We start from the raw sequence: 17,195 nt of genomic DNA on the forward strand, positions 1-17,195 counted from the left end.
GCGCGTCAACCCGACGAGTCTATTTCGTGGTGATGACGGGGCGTGCGGCAGTCTTGGACAGCCAGTCGAGCAGGCGATCCGGCGGCATCGGACGGGCGAAGTACCAGCCCTGCGCGACGTCGCAGCCGGCCTCCACCAGCATCCGCCAGGTGCGCTCGTCCTCGACGCCCTCCGCGACGACGCGCAGGCCGAGCGCCCGGGCCAGATCGATCATGGAGCGCACGATCGCGGCGTCGTCGGGATCGGTGGCCACGCCGAGCACGAACGAGCGGTCGATCTTGACCTCGGCCAGCGGCAGGCGGCGCAGGTGGAGCATCGAGGAGTACCCGGTGCCGAAGTCGTCCAGCGCGATCGCGACCCCGAGCTTCTTGAGCCGCGCGAGCGTGGTCAGCACCCGGCGCGGGTCGGCCATCAGCGCGCTCTCGGTGATCTCCAGCTCCAGCCGCGACGGGTCGACCGACATCTGGGCCAGCCGCGCCGCGATCCGGTCCGCGATCTCGCCGGTGTGCAGGTCGCGCACGCTGACGTTCACCGCGACGCGCAGGCCCTCGGCCGCGGGCGCGCTGTCGCGCCAGGCCGCGAGCCGCTCGATCGCCTCGTCGATGACCCGCAGCGTCAGCAGCCGCATCACCGGGCTGTGCTCGGCGACGCGGATCAGCTCCTCCGGGTCGATCGGGCCGCGCTGCGGGTGGCGCCAGCGCAGCAGGGCCTCGACGCCGACGACCGTGCCGGTCGCGAGCTCGACCTGCGGCTGGTAGTACAGCTCGATGCCGCCCTCCGGCCCCGACTCGAGCGCCTTGCGCAGGTCAGCGAGCAGGCTGAGCCGCTCCGGGGTGTTGTGGTCGGACTCGGGCGCGTAGACGGCGAGGTTGTCGCCGCGGCCCTTGGCGTCGTACATCGCGACGTCGGCGTGCCGCATGAGCTCGGCGAAGTCGGCGCCGTGCTCCGGGTACACGGCCACGCCGACCGAAGCGCCCACGTCGATCGGCAGCCCGTCGAGCAGCACCGGCTCGCCGAGCGCGGACATGATCTCCGCGGCGCACCGGCGCGCGTCGGCGACGTCGCGCAGATGCGGCACGACGACCGCGAACTCGTCGCCGCCGAGCCGCCCGACCAGGTTGTCGGCCCCGGACGCGCGCGCGGCCGCGGTGAGCCGCTCGCCGACCTCGACCAGCAGCCGATCCCCGACCCGGTGCCCGAGCGCGTCGTTGACCTGCTTGAACGCGTCGAGGTCGAGCAGCAGCAGCGCGAGGCGCCGCTCGGCCGCCCCGCCCTCGGCCCGCTCGGCGTGCTCCTGCAGCCGGGCCGCGACCTCGCGCTCCAGGCCCTTGCGGTTCGCCAGTCCGGTCAGCGGGTCGAGGCGCCCGGCCTGCGCCCGCTGGGCCGCCAGCTTCGTCATGCGCCGAACGGCGAAGAGCGACAACAGCGCCAGCGGTACCAGCAGTGCGTCGACGTGCGCGGCCGCGACCAGCCCCGGGGCGGACAGCAGCAGCGCCCCGTTCGGCAGTGCGTCGTTGCGGACCGCCCGCGAGAATACGACCCACCAGCGGCCCCCGAAGCGCAGCCACAGCGCCGTGGAGACGAGCAAGTTGTTCACGACGAACCAGGTCACGGCCGCGGCGAGCACCCAGCCGATGCCGCCGGCGTCCAGCAGGTCGTGGGCGTCGCCGCGCGCCCCCTGGGGCAGCAGCATCCCGGCGGCCAGGAACGACAGCACGTACTGCGCGGCGTTGAACGCGGCCCGCCAGAACGTATGCTTGAGCCACACCGCGGCGACCAGGACGGCGACGAGCTGGACGGCGACGGCGGGGCCACAGCCGTACGCGATCAGCATGGCGAACGTGAAGCACACCGACGGGAAGGTCTGGATGTTCTCGTCGCGCAGGCCCTGCACGAACGGCGGCGTGTCCGCGATGACCGCGAGCGCGGCGAACACCCAGAACGCGGTGTCGAGCCGGATCCCCTCCCGCAGCTCGTGCGCCAAGCTGCCCACGAACAGCGGCGCCGCGAGCGCGACGACGACCGCGACGTACGCGAAGAACCGATGACGATGCCGAGGCGGCGCGACGTTGCGCAGCGCGCTCTGCTCCATCCGTTCCCCCCGCTCCCCGCGCTAGGCCGGCCGTACCGATTCGGACGCCTTGCGAGCCTGCACCCTCCCCGAGGGAAATTTCCGGAAAGGATGCCGAATCGATGCAGAACGGGACCCGCATTCAACCGACCGGGCGATCCCCACGTAGACAGATCAGCTTGGATATCCCTGCCGCGTAACGGCGACAAAGCTTTCCGTGACGATTCCGCATTGACTACGATCACCTTGGGTGCACATTACGGATACAGCTCCGGTCGACTACGCTCCGCCGCTTTCTTGCACCCCGCTCGGACTCGGAACGGTCAGCGCGCAACGGCCGCGTGAGCGAGTCGACGCCGAGCGTAACGAGCCTCGCGTCGCCGTGCTCTACCGGCTGAGCCGCCACCCGCCCGTCCGAGAGGCGCCCGGCCAGCCTTGGCAAGGGCGGTCAGCGCGCCCGGTCGTACAGCAGGCAAACCGCTCCGGAGTCGGTACTGGCGAGATCGACGACCGTCCACCCACTCGCCGGCAGGCCGTCCTCGAACAGCCGGGCGCCGCCGCCGGCCACGGCCGGGCACAGCGTGATGCTCAGCCGGTCCACCTCGTCCGCGGTCAGTAGCGCGCGGATGATGCTCGAGCTGGCCAGGATCACGATGTCGCTGCCCTCCTGGGCGCGCAGCCGGCGGACCTCGGCGGCCGGGTCGGTCGACACGACCCGCGTACCGCTCCAGCTCGGCGTGGTGCCGGGCAGCGTGGTGGAGAAGACCACCTTCTCCACGTCGTTGAGCCAGGCGGAGAACGCCCGGTCCCGCGGATCGGCGTCCTCGTTGGCGGCCACGCCCGGCCAGAATCCGGCGAAGCCCTCGTAGTTCTTGCGGCCCAGCAGGGCCGTGGTGGCCTTGCCGGTGACCGCGATCATGTGCTCGCGGGCCGCGTCGGTCATCGCGTGCGGGACGATCCAGCCCATGTCGTAGTCGCCGGCGGGGCCGTTGATCCGGCCGTCGAGCGAGAGGGAGATGTTGGCAACAACTCGGCGTGTGTTCATGGGGACAAGCCTGTTGGATGGCGCGGCCCGGAACATCTGCCACCTGGGAGATATGCGGGATACTCGCTCGGGTGAGATCTATCCGGCACGCTCCGCCCGAGCTGGCCGCCTTCGTGGGACGGGCGGAGGAGCTGGCCGCGCTCGACCGTCTGGCGGTGCCCGGGCGGCTGCTGACCCTGGTCGGGCCTGGCGGGTGCGGCAAGACCCGGCTCGCGCTGCGGCTGGCCGCCGGGTTCCGCGTGGAAGATCCGCAGGACGCCTGCTGGATCAGGCTGGAGGAACTGTCCCACCCGGACGACGTGGCCGACCACATCGCGGCCGCGCTGGAAGTGACCGACGTGCGGGAGTTGCGCGACCGCCGCTTGCTGATCGTGCTGGACAACTGCGAGCACGTGCTCGACGGCGTGGCGGCGGCCGTTGCCGCGCTGCTCGGCGCCTGCCCGGGCGTGCGCGTGCTGGCCACCAGCAGGATCCCGCTGGGGGTGCCCGGCGAGCGGACCTGGCCGGTACCCCCGCTGTCCCTGCCCGACGCGCTCGCGCTGTTCCTGGCGCGCGCGGAGCATCCCGTGGAGCAGGATCAGCGGGCCGCCGCCCGGCGCATCTGCGACCGGCTCGACCGGCTGCCGCTGGCGCTGGAGCTGGCCGCGGCCTGGACCGCGACGCTGACCCCGGCCCAGATCGCCGGTTCGCTCACCGACCCGTACGCCATGCTGGAGGGCGGCAGCCGCACCGCGCCCTTCCGGCAGCGCACCCTGGCCGAGTCGATGCGGTGGAGCCATGACCTGCTCGGCGTGCCTGAGCGGGTACTGTTCCGCCGCCTTTGTGTCTTCGAGCCCGGCTTCGACGCCGGCGCGCTGCACGTCGCGGCGGCCGGCGACCTGGATGAGCCGGCGGCGCTGCGTGCCCTGCGCAGCCTGATCGGAGCGTCGCTCGTCATGGCGGACACGACCGGGCCCACCGCGCGGTACCGGATGCTCGCGACCGTCCGTGACTACGGCCTGGCCCGGCTCGCCGAGGCCGGGGAGACCTCGGCCGCCCGCGACGCGCACCTGAACCTGCAGCTGGCCACGCTCACCGAGCTCGCTCCCCTGCTGAGTACCGACCGTGAGGCGTGGCGGACCCGGATCGCCGCCGACTACCCGAACCTGCGCGCCGCGATCGAGTGGGGACTGGCGCGGGACGATCCGACCGACGGCCGCCGGCTCGCGGCCGGCCTGGCCTGGCTGTGGCACGACGAGCAGTACGGCCGGGAGGGGCTGCGGCTGATGCGCCGGGCGGTCGAGCTGGGCCGGGACGAGCGCACCTCGTTGCAGGCGGAGTGCCTGGTCGGCCTGACCATGGTGGAGCTCACGTCGGGGCCCGGCGGCCCGCCGTATCCGTCCGTGCGCACTGCGCTGGAACTGGCCGAGGAGACCGGCGCGGCGGCCGCGAGCCGGCTGGCCAGGTCGATCGCCGCGGTCGGGCTGCTGGCCCTCGACCCGGACCAGGCGCGGGAGCAGGCGCTGCGGGCCCGGACCGAGGCCGCCGCCGCGGGTGACGTGTTCGTCGCCGAGGCATCGGCCGCTCTGCTGGGCCTGTTGCACCTGCTCCGAGACGAACACCGCGCCGCGATCGACCTGCTCGCCCCGGCCGCGGCCGCGCTGCACGCCCTCGGCGACCGGGGCGTGGCCTCCTCGGCGCTGACCTGGCTGGCCCTGGCCGCCGCCCAGCTCGGTCACCTCGAACGGGCGGCCGGCCTCGCGGCGCAGGCCGTGGCGACGGCGGCGCCGCTGCGCGAGGTCCACCGCATCGGCCTCGCCCGGGCCACGCTGGCGGAAATCCAGACCAAGCAGGGTTTGTACTCCGCCGCCGCGGCAACGCTGGCCCCGCTGGATCCGTTCACCACCGGAGCCGACGCGGTGTACGTGCCCGGTTGGGGCCGGGCCCATGCGCTGGTCGCCTTGGCCGTCGATCAGGTGGCGGAGGCGCAGGACTGGCTGGACCGGGAACAGGCATGGGGAGCGCCGCCGACCCCCGCCGGCCAGCTCGTCCGCGCCCGGGCACTGCGCCGTGCCGGCGACACCGCCGCCGCCAAGGAGGTGCTGGCTCCGCTGCTGACGTCCCCGCTGCCGTCGATCCGCGCGACGGCGCTCGCCGAGCAGGCGGCCGCCCTCGCCGAGCACGGGGACGCGGCGCTGGACCTGCAGCACGAGGCATTGCGCGTACGGTCGGCGCACGAGCTCACGCTGGTCTGCGTGGACAGCCTGGAGGCGATCGCCGCGCTGCTGGCCGACCGGAACCTGGCCGGCGTGCTGGCCGGCGCGGCCGAACAGGCGCGCGAGGTGGCCGGGTACCACGGCGAACCCGCGCCGCTCGCCGAGCCGTACCCGATCGAGGCGGTGGAGAAGGGCCGGACGATGGAGCTGAGCGACGCCGTGGCCCTGGCGCAACGCGCCCGCGGCCCGCGCGGCCGGCCCGCCTCCGGCTGGGACAGCCTCACCCCGACCGAGCGGTCCGTGGTCGACCTGGCCGCGCAGGGCCTGAGCAACCCGGACATCGCCGCCCGGCTGTACATCGGCCGCGGCACGGTCAAGACCCACCTGGCCCACGTGTACGCCAAGCTGGGCGTGGCCAACCGCACGGAGCTGGCCCGGCTGGCCGCCGAACGGCGGGGCTAGTCCCAACCCGAGCCAGCTTCACCACCGCCCTGCACGCCGCCCGCGACCAGATCGTGCCAGCCGCCGGCGTCATCGCCGACACCGTCATCGACCTAAGTCGGTGTCATCGGTGAACGCGTCCTGGCCAACCTGCTATCAGAACGCCGCATCCGGACCAGATCCCGCATGATCAAACGCTCGAACTCCAATAACCAAGCCCGCGGACCCAACATCGACCGGCGAACCTTGACAGGCCAGCCACCCATCTAACTGAACGGCATTGGGGCTAGCCGACGACCGCACCCGACGCCTGGTGGCGGAGGGCCACTCGAACGGCGGCGGTCGCGACGCGGCTGCGGCTCGCCGAGCGCACGGTGGAGGCGCACGCTGAAGCTCCTCGACGCCGAACGCAGGAGCCGTCACTGCGCGAGCACAGGAAACCGCCGCCTCCGCCGCAGCGCCCGGCCCTTCCCCATGCGCGGCGCCGGCCTGAGCCGGCCAGCGCGACCCCACGGCCGCTCCTGCCCAGGCGCGGGAGGTCGCCGCACCCCTACTCGGCCGCCGCCGCTCTCCGCTTCTGCTGCGGCGCCCACCGGCTGAGCCGCCACCCGCTCCGTCCGCGGGCGCTGGGCGAGCCCGGGTGTCGCGAACTCCGGACTTCGGCCTGGCTCGGCGGGTCAGGACCGAGCCAACGGGCAGCACCCAGCACCGGCGAGTGCCCCGAGCGCGACACCCGCACTGCGAGCACGGCCCGCGCGGCCGCGGATAGCTTGGAGCCGCCGCCCTCCGCCTCCACCGCAGCGGCCAGGCCCTTCCCGTGCGCAACGTTTGCCTGAGCCAGCCGACGCTTCACACCCGGCCATGAGCAGCCGTCGTGCCCTACTCGGCTGCGGCGCCCATCCGCAACGCCCGGCGCTGCCCGTGCACGGCAGCCGACCGACGCCGAACCCATGCGCCACGCCTACTCGGCCGCCGCGGCCTCCGCCTTCGCGGCCGCCTCGGCGTCCGCCGCCGCCTCCTCGTCCGCCGGCTGGGCCGCCGCCCGCGCGGCGTCCGGCCCCTCGGTGAGCAGGACGTCGAACCCCGCCTCGTCCAGGATCGGCACCTTCAGCGACGCCGCCTTCTCCGCCTTCGAGCCCGGCGACTCCCCCACGACCACGAAGTGCGTCTTCTTCGACACGGAGCCCGAGACCTTGCCGCCGCGCGAGGTCACCGCCTCGGTGGCCTGGTCGCGCGAGTACCGCTCCAGCGACCCCGTCACCACGACCGTCACGCCCTCGAGCGGGCGCGGGCCGGTGTCGACGCGCTCCTCCTCCATGCGTACCCCGGCCGCGGCCCAGCGCTCGACCCACGCGCGGTGCCAGTCGACCGCGAACCACTCGTGCACGGCGCGGGCGATCGTCGGCCCGACCCCCTCGACGGCGACAAGCTCCTCGGTGGTCGCGTTGGCGATCGCGTCCATCGACCCGAGCGAGCGGGCCAGGGCCTGAGCTGCGGTCGGCCCGACGTGGCGGATCGACAGCGCGACGAGCACCCGCCAGAGCGGGCGCTGCTTGACCTCCTCGAGGTTGGCCAGCAGGTTGACCGCGTTGGTGCCGAGGGCGCCGTTCATGTTGACGAAGAACGGGGACTTGGCGAGGCGCTCGGCGTCGATGTCGAAGAGCTCGCTCTCGTTGGGGATCACCGACTCCAGCAGCGCCGCGGCCGCCTCCCAGCCGAGCGCCTCGATGTCGAGGGCGCCCCGGGCGGCCAGCCCGAAGAGCCGCTCGCGCAGCTGGGCCGGGCAGTGCTGGGCGTTGGGACAGCGGATGTCGACGTCGCCCTCCTTGCCCGGGGCGAGGGTCGTCCCGCACGACGGGCACTCCACCGGCATCACGAACGCGTGCTCGGAGCCGTCGCGGCGGTCCACGACCGGGCCGAGCACCTCGGGGATCACCTCGCCCGCGCGGCGGATGACGACCGTGTCGCCGATCAGCACCCCCTTGCGCACGACCTCCTGCGCGTTGTGCAGGGTCGCCTGCCGCACCGTGACCCCGCCGACGAAGACCGGCTCCATCACCGCGAACGGCGTGACGCGCCCGGTCCGCCCGACGTTGACCTGGATGTCGACGAGCTTGGTCATCGCCTCCTCAGGCGGATATTTGAACGCGATGGCCCACCGCGGCGCCTTGCTGGTCGAGCCGAGCCGGCGCTGGATCGACATCTGGTCGATCTTCACGACCACGCCGTCGATCTCGTGCTCGAGCTTGTGCCGCCGCTCCCCGTACTCCGCGATATACGCCCGCACCCCCGCCATGTCCTCGCACACCCGGTATCGGGCCGAGGTCGGCAGCCCCCACGCGCGCATCAGCTCATAGGCCTCGGACTGGCTGGCCGGGTTGAACCCCTCCCGCGCGCCGAACCCGTGCACCAGCATCCGCATCGGCCGGCTCGCGGTGATGTGCGGGTCCTTCTGGCGCAGGCTGCCGCTGGCCGCGTTGCGCGGGTTGGCGAACGGCCGCTCCCCCGCCGCCACCTGGGCCGCGTTGACCTCCTGGAAACCCTCCAGCGTGAAGAACACCTCGCCGCGCACCTCGAGCAGCTCGGGCACGTCGTCGCCGGCCAGCTGCTCGGGGATCTCGCGGATCGTGCGGGCGTTGAACGTGATGTCCTCGCCGGTGCGCCCGTCGCCACGGGTCGCGGCCCGGGTGAGCCGCCCGTGCTCGTAGGTCAGGTTCAGCGCCAGCCCGTCGATCTTGAGCTCGCACAGGTATCGCGGCGGGCTCCCCGCGTCCCGCTCGACCCGCTCCGCCCAGGCGTCCAGCGCCGGCTCGTTGAGCGCGTTGTCGAGGCTGAGCATGCGCTCGCGGTGGTCGACGGAGGCGAACTCGGTCGAGAACGTGCCGCCGACCCGCTGGCTGGGCGAATCCGGCGTGACCAGCGCCGGATACTGCTGCTCGATCGCCTCCAGCTCGCGCATGAGCCCGTCGTAGACCGAGTCGTCCACCGCGGGCGACTGCAGCACGTAGTAGCGGTACTGATGCTCGTCCAGCTCACGGGCCAGTTCCGCGTGCCGCTCACGCGCCTCGACGGTCGGTTCGGACTCAGCGTCGGTCATGGCTGTGAACTTACCCCGCGGGTACGACAAAAACTGCGTCAGTCCAGGTCAGCCGTCAGACGCCGACCGGCCTCGCGGACCGCCGTGAGCGCGGCGGTGATCCGGGGCTCGGCCGGCAGCCCGCACGGCGGCGTCACGACCACCTGCGCGGGCAGGGACTTCGGCGGGAAGCCGAGCTTGCGCCACAGGTCGCGCACCTGATCGGCCTGCGCGGCGGCCGTGCGCCCGGACACGCCGGCGAGCAGGCCCATCCCGGTGTCCAGCTGCTCGCCCAGCGCGTCGAGGTCGCGCAGCAGCGACAGGTCGAGGGCCACCCCGACGGCGCCGGCCTCGCGCAGGAGCGAGAGCGGTACCGACGGCGCACAGCAATGCACGACGACCGGAACCCCGGCCGCGGCGATGACCGCCGACAGCGCCGACCGCGCGACCGACGGGTCCACGGACCGCAGCGTCCCGAACCCGCTCTCGGTCGGCACGCGCCCGCCCAGCACCGCGGGCAGCGACGGCTCGTCGAGCTGCAGCAGCACGCTCGCGCGCGGGAGCCGGGCCTTGACCTCCGCGACGTGCAGGCGAACGCCCTCGGCGAGCGACGCCGCGAGGTCGCGCGCGGCGCCGGGATCGCGCAGCACCTGCCCGCCGATGGGCAGACCCAGCGACGCGGCGAGCGTCCACGGCCCGGGCACCTGCACCTTGAACGTCCCGGCGAACTCGCCCGCCTGCTCCGTCATCTGGTCCAGGTCGCGTTCGAGCAGGTCGCGCGCGACGCGCAGATCGTGGCCGGGCCGCGCCGCGACGCGCCACCGCGCGGCGTACAGCTCGATCGGCAGCTCGGTCAGGAACGCGCCCCCGCGCCCGATCATGTCCGCCCCGGGCCCCCGCGCGGGCAGCTCCGGCAGGTGCGGCAGGTCGGGCAGCTCGCCGAGCACGACGCGCTGTGCCTCGGCGACGTCGGTGCCGGGCATGGAGCCGATGCCGGTCGCCGCCCCGACCGGCCAGGGGAAAGAGGTCACTACCGCTCCGTGGTCACGAGGTGTGTGAGATGGTGGCCGACCCGAGCACGATGTCGCCCCCGGGCGAGGGCTCGTAGCAGACGATGGCCTGCCCGGTCGCGATCCCGCGCGCGGGGCGCCCGAGCGCGGCGACGAGGCGGCCCTCCTCGAGCCGCACGGTCGCGGGCAGCGTCTCGCCGTGCGCGCGCATCTGCACCTCGCACGCGACGTCGCCGCCCGACGGCACCGTCCACACCGGCCGCTCCCCGACCACCGTCGACACGTCGAGCGCGGACGCGGGCCCGACGGTCACCGTGTTCGTCACGGGCGTGATCGACAGCACGTAGCGCGGCTGACGGTCCGGCGCGGAGACGCGCAGGTCGAGCCCGCGGCGCTGGCCGACCGTGTAGGCGTAGGCGCCCTCGTGCCGCCCGATGACGGCCCCGCTGGTGGCGTCGACGATGTCGCCGGGCGCCTGCCCGAGCCGCTCCGCGAGGAAGCGCTTGGTGTCGCCGTCGGCGATGAAGCAGATGTCGTGGCTGTCGGGCTTGTCGGCGACGGCGAGCCCGCGCGCGGCCGCCTCCGCGCGCACCTCGGCCTTGGTCGAGTCGCCCAGCGGGAACATCGCCCGGTCCAGCTGCGCGCGCGTGAGGACGGCGAGCACGTAGGACTGGTCCTTGGCCAGGTCGACGCTGCGCCGCAGCAGCCCGTCGCCCCCGAGCCGCGCGTGGTGCCCCGTGACGACGGCATCGAACCCGAGCGCGACCGCGCGATCGAGCACCGCCGCGAACTTGATCTTTTCGTTGCACCGCAGACACGGGTTCGGCGTCCGCCCGGCCGCGTACTCCGCGACGAAGTCGTCCACCACGTCCTCGTGGAACTGCTCCGCCATGTCCCACACGTAGAACGGGATCCCGATCACATCCGCGGCCCGCCGGGCGTCCCGCGAGTCCTCGAGCGTGCAGCACCCGCGCGCGCCCGTGCGATAGGTCTGCGGGTTGCGCGCCAGCGCGAGGTGCACGCCCGTCACGTCATGCCCGGCCGCAACCGCCCGAGCAGCCGCAACGGCCGAGTCGACCCCGCCGGACATCGCCGCTAGCACTCTCACACCCCCAGCCTACCGGCGCGCGGGGGCGTATTTTCCGGGGCGGTTTTTCCATGACTCGGGTCCGCGTCAGTCACTGACCGTTGCTCCCGCCAGACAAATGGGCGGTCCTGAGGGCCTTCGGCCGGAGAGGACCGCCCAGCCAGGTCCGCGGGGCAAGGACAAACCCGCACCGTCCGCCCCGCCGCGAACGCCGAACACCCACGCCCGGCCGCGGCGCGCGGGCTCCTCGTACGCGTCCCTGCACCCGCCACCGCGGCCGACGCCGGACGCCCACGCGCGGCCGCGGCGCGTGGGCGTGACCGGCGATCAGACCGAGATCTCGTACGAGTCCCCGTACACCCGCCACCGCAGCGGCGGATCGAGATCGAAGTTGCGCGCCGCCAGGAACACGCGCTGCGCGTCCTCGACCCGGCTCTCGTCGTCGTGCGCCTCCTCGGCCTCCATCAGCCCCACCCGGGCGTTGAGGAAGGCCTCGAGGTACGCCGCCTCGTCGCCCCCGCGCGCCGGAGGTGCCGCCTTGGCCGCCGCCGCCCGCCGCAGCTTCGCGAGCCCGTTGGCGCCGTGCATCACGATCGCGTCGTAGTAGATGAACTGCCCGAGCACCCGCAGCCCGTCCTGCTTGGCCTGGCTGAGGGCCGGATTGAAGTACATGCGGTCCCGCTCGGCATCCTGAGCGGCCCGGAACGCGGGATCGGCCGCGGCCGCCTTCCAGTCCGCGGTGAACGTCGGATCGAGCCCGGTGTGCGCGGCGCTGCCGTTGAGCCGCTTGAGCGCCGGCAGATACTTCGCGAGCCGGTTCCCCGGCACGGCCTCCGTGTACCGCTGGACGACGGCGCGCATGTCCCCGGTACCGCTGCAGAACCCGACGATCCCGCCCGTGTACCCCCGGCCGTCGTGAATGTCCTCGATGTAGCCGTACTGCGCCGTCCAGTCGAGCGTCGAGTTCTCCGCACTGGACACCAGCCGCATGGCGATATCCTTCTTCTGCGGGTCGGACAGATCCCCGGCGACCTTCTGCATGGGCCCGACGCGCACGGAGCGCCGCCCGTCGGGGCTGCTCGGCACCGTCCCGGCGGCTCCGGGCGTCTGCGAACCAATCGGCGACGCGTGCGCCGCGGTCTGCTCGGCGCCCCCGACATCCCCGCCTTCGGGCGCCCGCACCGCAAGCGAGGCCAACGCGAGCGAGGCGACGATAAACGCCGCGACGCCGAGCCCCCGGCGCAACGAGACGTGCGGCACTCAGTCCACCTCCCCTTCGACCGCCCGCACCGCGAGCGAGGCGACCATGAACGCCGCGACGCCGAGCCCCCGGCGCAACGAGATGCGCGGCACTCAGTCCACCTCCCCTTCGACCGCAGCGGGCGGCAATCCCCGCGCGACCACGGCCGAATGCGACCGCATCACTCAGTCCTCCTCCCCTTTGACCCCGGCTGGGCGGCAATCCCCCCACCCGAAGCCGAACGCAACGACAGCACCCAGTCCCCTCGGCCCCGGGCCGGGCGGCAATTCCCCACCCACCCGAAGCCGAACGCGACCGCGGCACTCAGTCCTCTGGACCCCGGCCGGCGGCAATCCCCGCCCAGCCGAGCGCTCAGTCCTCTTCCCCGTCGAGCTCGGCCGCCCGCGACCGCAGCACCGAGGAGTACGACGACGCGTACAACACGGCCGTGTGCTCAGAAACCCGGTGCCCGGGCGCAGAGGCCTGCGGCACCTGAGCAACCCCACGACTCTGCGAGCCCTCGCCGTCCCCCGGCACCCGCTCCCGCGCGGACGCGCCGGACCCACCGCTCCCGGCCGACCCCCCGCCCCAGCGCGCGGAGGCGCCCGATCCCGAGCTCACCGCCCCGAAGCCGTCCCCCCGCGCGGACGCGTCATCGTCATGCCGCCAGGACCCGGCCCCATCGCCGCCGTACGCGGATTCGCGGCCGTCGCGGCCCCATGCCCCGTGCCCGTCACGATCGCTTCGCGCGGACGCGTCATGGTGCCGGCGTCCGGACCCGAACCCGCTGCCGTCACTCCACGACCCGGACCGGTCGCGGTCGGACCCGAACGCATCGCCGTCGCCGCGCGCGGAGGCGGTCACGTCGCGGCTCACCGAGGCGAAGCCGTCGCCGACCATCGGAGCGCCGTCCTGAGCCGCCGATGACAAGCCGCGCGCGGACGTCCTGTAAACGGACCCCGCCGACGCGTGCACGGACTTCCCGTGCCCGGGCGCGACGGGCGGCTCGTCCTCGAACTCGGAGGACGCATGCGCGGCCGATCCACGCGCGGAAGCGGCGGACATCCCGCGACCGGCCGCGGCAGACGCGTGCGCGGACGCGGCGGACGTCCCGTGGCCAGGCGCCGTAGACGCGGCGGACGTCCCGTGGCCAGGCGCCGTAGACGCGGCGGACGTCCCGTGGCCAGGCGTCGTAGACGCGTGCGCGGACGCCCCGGACCTCCCGTGCCCGGGCGCCGTAGACGCGCCGGACACCCCGCTGCCGGGCGCCGCCGGCGCGTGCGCGGGCGCGGCGGGCTCGGACGCGGCCGGCGTCTCGTGCGTGAGCGCCGCGGACGTAGCCGGGTCGGCAGACGCGGCGGGCACGGTGGACGCGGCGGGTGTCGAGGGCTGGGACGGGATCGGGGCGCTCGCGCCCGCCGAGCCCGCGCGGTGCAGCTTGTGCCACCGCAGCCGGGCGCCGGTCAGCGCCGTGCCCATGGACTGGATGAGGACGATGTACATCAGCTGGCGGTACACGAACTGTTGCAACGGCAGCACCCAGAGCGGCCGCAGCTTCTCCTTGTCGAGGCGGAACGCCACGATCGCGGTGAGCAGCTGCATCAGGAACATGGCGACCCACGCGATCGTGGTGATCTGCCAGCTGGAGAAGAACAGGCCGTAGACGAGCAGGATGTCGATCAGCGGGGCGAGCAGCGGCAGGGCGATGCCGAAGAACGCGATGAACGGCAGTCCCACGCGACCGAAGCGGCCGGACGGGCCCTGGTCCACGATGGACCGCCGGTGCTTCCACATCGCCTGCATCGTGCCGTAGCTCCAGCGGTACCGCTGCAGCCACAACTGCCGCAGGGTGCTCGGGGCCTCGGTCCACGCGCGGGCGCGCTCCTCGTAGACGACCCGCCAGCCCGTGCGGCACAGCGCCATGGTGGCGTCGGTGTCCTCGGCGAGCGTGTCGTGGCTGATGCCGCCGATGTCGCGCAGGGCCTGGCGGCGGAACGCCCCGATGGCGCCGGGGATGGTGGGCATGACCTGCAGGAGGTCGTACAGCCGGCGGTCGAGGTTGAAGCCGATGACGTACTCGATGTGCTGCCACCGCGCGACGATGGACTCGCGGTTGCCGACCTTCACGTTGCCCGCGACCGCGCCGACGGACGGGTCGGCGAACGGCTGGACGAGGTGCCGTACCGAATCCGGCTCGAAAACGGTGTCGCCGTCGACCATGACGATGATGTCGTGCTTGGCCAGGGCGACGCCGACGTTGAGCGCGTTCGGCTTGCCGCCGTTGGGGATGCGCACGACGCGCACGTTGGGCAGCCCCAACGCCTCGACGAGCTCGGAGGTGTTGTCGGTCGAGCCGTCGTCGACGACCACGACCTCGATGCCGCCGGGATGGTCGCCGCCCGCGAGGGAGCGCACCGCGGCCTCGATGCCCTCCTTCTCGTTGTAGGCGGGCACGATGACCGACACCGGCTCGTCGACCGGCGGGCCCCACTGCCACGTCTTCGCGCGCCGCTTCCGCGCGTGGCGGCCGGCGAGCAGGAACAGCGCGACGGTGCGCCCGATCGTGAGGATGCCAACGATCAGGAACAGGATGCGCAGCAGTTCCATGATCCAGTCGGCCACCGAGACGGCGGTGACGAGCGCGAGGGCGCGACGCTGGTCGGAGGGGGTCGCGGGGGCCTCGAGCGTCACGCTCTGCCCGGCGAGGGCCTTGGTCAAAGCCCCAGAGACGGTGGTGAAGGTGTACCCGCGCTGCTGCATCATCGGGATGAAGCGGTCGAGAGCCTCGACGGTCTGCTGGCGGTCGCCGCCGGCGTCGTGCATGAGCACGATCGAGCCCTTGCCGTCCTCCGGCGTCGCGCCGCGCACGATCGCGTCCACGCCCGGGCGGCTCCAGTCGCGGCTGTCGGTACTCGTCATGATCGACAGGTAGCCGAGGCGCCCGGCGTCCTTGATGAGCGGCCAGTTCGCGTCGTCGATGGCGTTCGCGCTGGAGGAGTACGGCAGGCGCAGGAGCGCGGACTTCTGCCCGGTGGCCTTGACGACGGCGAGCTGGGTCTGGGAGTACTCCAGCTCGCGCTGCCACTGCGAGAGCTGGTCCAGGCGCGGGTGCGTGAAGCTGTGGATGCCGATCTCGTCGCCCCCGCGCGCGAGTTCGGTCACGATGTCGGCGTGCCGGGTCACCTGCGTGCCCACGACGAAGAACGTCGCGTTGACCTGGTGCTTGTGCAGCACCTCCATGATCTCCGGCGTCCACTTCGGGTCGGGCCCGTCGTCGAACGTGAGCGCGATCGTCTTGTCCGGCATCGCGTACGAGCGCACCTGGTTGTTGCGGGTGTCGATGATCGGGCCGCCGTCGACGACCTCCTGCGGCACCGTCGACTGGCTGCCGGCGCTCTCGCTGTGGTCGGCGGCGAACTCGGCGTTGACGTACGCCTCGACGAACAGCACGCCCGCGAGCATGCTCAGCAGGACGATGCCGAAGACGAGGCGGGTGTACGAGAACCGCTTCCGCGCGCCCTTCGCGGCCTTCCTCCTGCGGCTCACGCCGGGCCCAGGCTCGCGGTGGTGCTGGGTGTCGCGACGGTACCGGTGGAGCCCTCGCCGCTGACGCTCGACGCGAGTGGCGTCGCGCCCGGGAGCCCGGCCGACGTCTCACCCACGGGCACCGTGCCCGCCGAGCGCGTCGGCGTCGCGCCGATCGTCGGGATCTCGCCCGGGAGCGCCGTGCCGGCCTCGCTCGTGCGCGGCGTCGGCTGAGCCGTCGTCGGGTCGGTCGTCGGCTCCTTGGTCTTCGTCGGCGTGGGCGTGGGCTGCGTCGTCGGCCCGCTGCTCGGCTGCGTCGTCGGCGGGGCGTCCGTCGCCTCCGCGGGCGGGGGCGTCGTCGTGGTCGTGCCCGGGCCGGGCCCCCCGGGCACGGTGCCCGACGGCACCGGAAGCGGCCCGCCCTGGGCCGGCTGACCGGTCGCGTTGATCTTCTTCGCCGTGCTGAGCGGGGACTTCTTGACCGTCGGCGTGTTCTTCGCGCCGGGCTGCGCCACGGGCTGCCCCTCGTCGAGCACCGGCAGGTTGTTCACCAGATCCGGGAACGGCACCAGCTGCTGCGGCTTGAGCGGGCCTCCGGCCAGGCTCGTGGCAACCAGGGCCCCATAGACGAGCGTTGCCGCTCCGAGCACCCCGAAAACAATTCGGATTCGCTTTCCCCGGCGGCCCGACGCATCGACGAATACTGGCGAAGAAAGATCGCCCTTGGCGATGATGTCGGTTGCTTCATCCATGGAAGGGGTTTCGACAGACACGGCGCAAACATAGGGTGAGCGGCCCACTTAAGGCGGAGGAAAAACGTCAAAGAAAGGCCGTAACCAAATCCGCTGCCCCGCTAGCTGGCCATATTTGCCTTGATCGGTGCGGAATCACCCAATCGGATTCACCCCGACGACCGACCTCGTACGGCGTTCCTCACCGGCGTCTCACCCTCCTCGAAGCCGTTCGGATGAGGCCGTTCCGGCTGTTCAGCGGCCATGTGTGGCCCGGTCGCCGGAATCGTGCCACGTCCGCGCCCGGTCCCGAATTCGCGACTCCGCCGCCGTGCCTAGATCGATACCACTGCGCCCGCGCCGCGCGACCGCTGCCCCGCGGCGCCGCCCACCAGCACGCTTGGCGACACCGCACGCGTCCGCGCTTCAGCCGTCGGCGTCCTCGGCCACGACCGTCAGCGCGGGGGGCCGCGAGCGCGGGCGCGAAGCACGGGCAGCGCCGGCCGTCGCCGCCACGAAGAGGCCGGGCGAGGGAGCGCGTCCGCGTCGGTCACGACCACCGACTCCCCGCGTCCGCTTGCGCGCGGGCGCGCGGAGCGGGCGGGCGCGGGCGGAGCAGGCGAGCGGGCGGGCGGGCGCGGGAGCGGGAGCGGGCGGAGCGGGAGCGGGCGGAGCGGGCGGGCGCGGGAGCGGGAGCGGGCGGAGCGGGAGCGGGCGGGCGCGGGAGCGGGAGCGGGCGGAGCGGGAGCGGGCGGAGCGGGCGGGCGCGGGAGC

General features: G+C 73.4%; 9 protein-coding genes. 1 reads left to right on the top strand and 8 read right to left on the bottom strand.

All coding sequences use genetic code 11. The features are described 5' to 3' along the window. Window positions 1–19: 19 nt before the first annotated feature. Entirely contained in the window at window positions 20–2,092 is a 2,073-nt protein-coding gene (locus AC6JBM_RS36780; protein ID WP_497978518.1) for a putative bifunctional diguanylate cyclase/phosphodiesterase, read from the bottom strand. A gap of 427 nt (window positions 2,093–2,519) precedes the next feature. Continuing rightward, on the bottom strand, window positions 2,520–3,116 hold the full coding sequence (locus AC6JBM_RS36785; protein ID WP_497978519.1) for a dihydrofolate reductase family protein: 597 nt from the start codon (window positions 3,114–3,116) through the stop codon (window positions 2,520–2,522). Between the two features lie 71 nt (window positions 3,117–3,187). Between AC6JBM_RS36785 and AC6JBM_RS36790 the strand changes: the two genes are divergently transcribed. Beyond that, window positions 3,188–5,773: a helix-turn-helix transcriptional regulator gene (locus AC6JBM_RS36790; RefSeq protein ID WP_497978520.1), complete on the top strand. Its 2,586-nt coding sequence runs from the start codon at window positions 3,188–3,190 to the stop codon at window positions 5,771–5,773. 940 nt (window positions 5,774–6,713) lie between these two features. On the opposite strand, the gene ligA is transcribed toward AC6JBM_RS36790, so the two are convergent. The 6 genes from ligA to AC6JBM_RS36820 all read right to left on the bottom strand — a co-directional run bounded on the left by ligA (window position 6,714) and on the right by AC6JBM_RS36820 (window position 16,340). Beyond that, a complete protein-coding gene (gene ligA / locus AC6JBM_RS36795; RefSeq protein WP_497978521.1) occupies window positions 6,714–8,849 on the bottom strand; it encodes an NAD-dependent DNA ligase LigA in 2,136 nt (711 codons plus the stop codon). Between the two features lie 38 nt (window positions 8,850–8,887). Continuing rightward, window positions 8,888–9,811: a uroporphyrinogen decarboxylase/cobalamine-independent methonine synthase family protein gene (locus AC6JBM_RS36800; protein ID WP_497986601.1), complete on the bottom strand. Its 924-nt coding sequence runs from the start codon at window positions 9,809–9,811 to the stop codon at window positions 8,888–8,890. Window positions 9,812–9,872: 61 nt separating this feature from the next. Continuing rightward, a complete protein-coding gene (mnmA, locus tag AC6JBM_RS36805; protein ID WP_497978522.1) occupies window positions 9,873–10,946 on the bottom strand; it encodes a tRNA 2-thiouridine(34) synthase MnmA in 1,074 nt (357 codons plus the stop codon). Between the two features lie 306 nt (window positions 10,947–11,252). Beyond that, window positions 11,253–12,185, bottom strand: coding sequence for a chitosanase (locus AC6JBM_RS36810; protein ID WP_497978523.1), 933 nt, complete (start codon window positions 12,183–12,185; stop codon window positions 11,253–11,255). A gap of 352 nt (window positions 12,186–12,537) precedes the next feature. Next, on the bottom strand, window positions 12,538–15,711 hold the full coding sequence (locus AC6JBM_RS36815) for a bifunctional polysaccharide deacetylase/glycosyltransferase family 2 protein (protein WP_497978524.1): 3,174 nt from the start codon (window positions 15,709–15,711) through the stop codon (window positions 12,538–12,540). Continuing rightward, window positions 15,708–16,340 carry a hypothetical protein gene (locus AC6JBM_RS36820; protein WP_497978525.1) on the bottom strand — a complete coding sequence of 211 codons (633 nt, stop codon included), beginning with the start codon at window positions 16,338–16,340 and terminating at the stop codon, window positions 15,708–15,710. Before AC6JBM_RS36820 ends, AC6JBM_RS36815 begins: the two co-directional genes overlap by 4 nt. Window positions 16,341–17,195: the final 855 nt, after the last annotated feature.

Source organism: Dactylosporangium thailandense, from assembly GCF_059739745.1.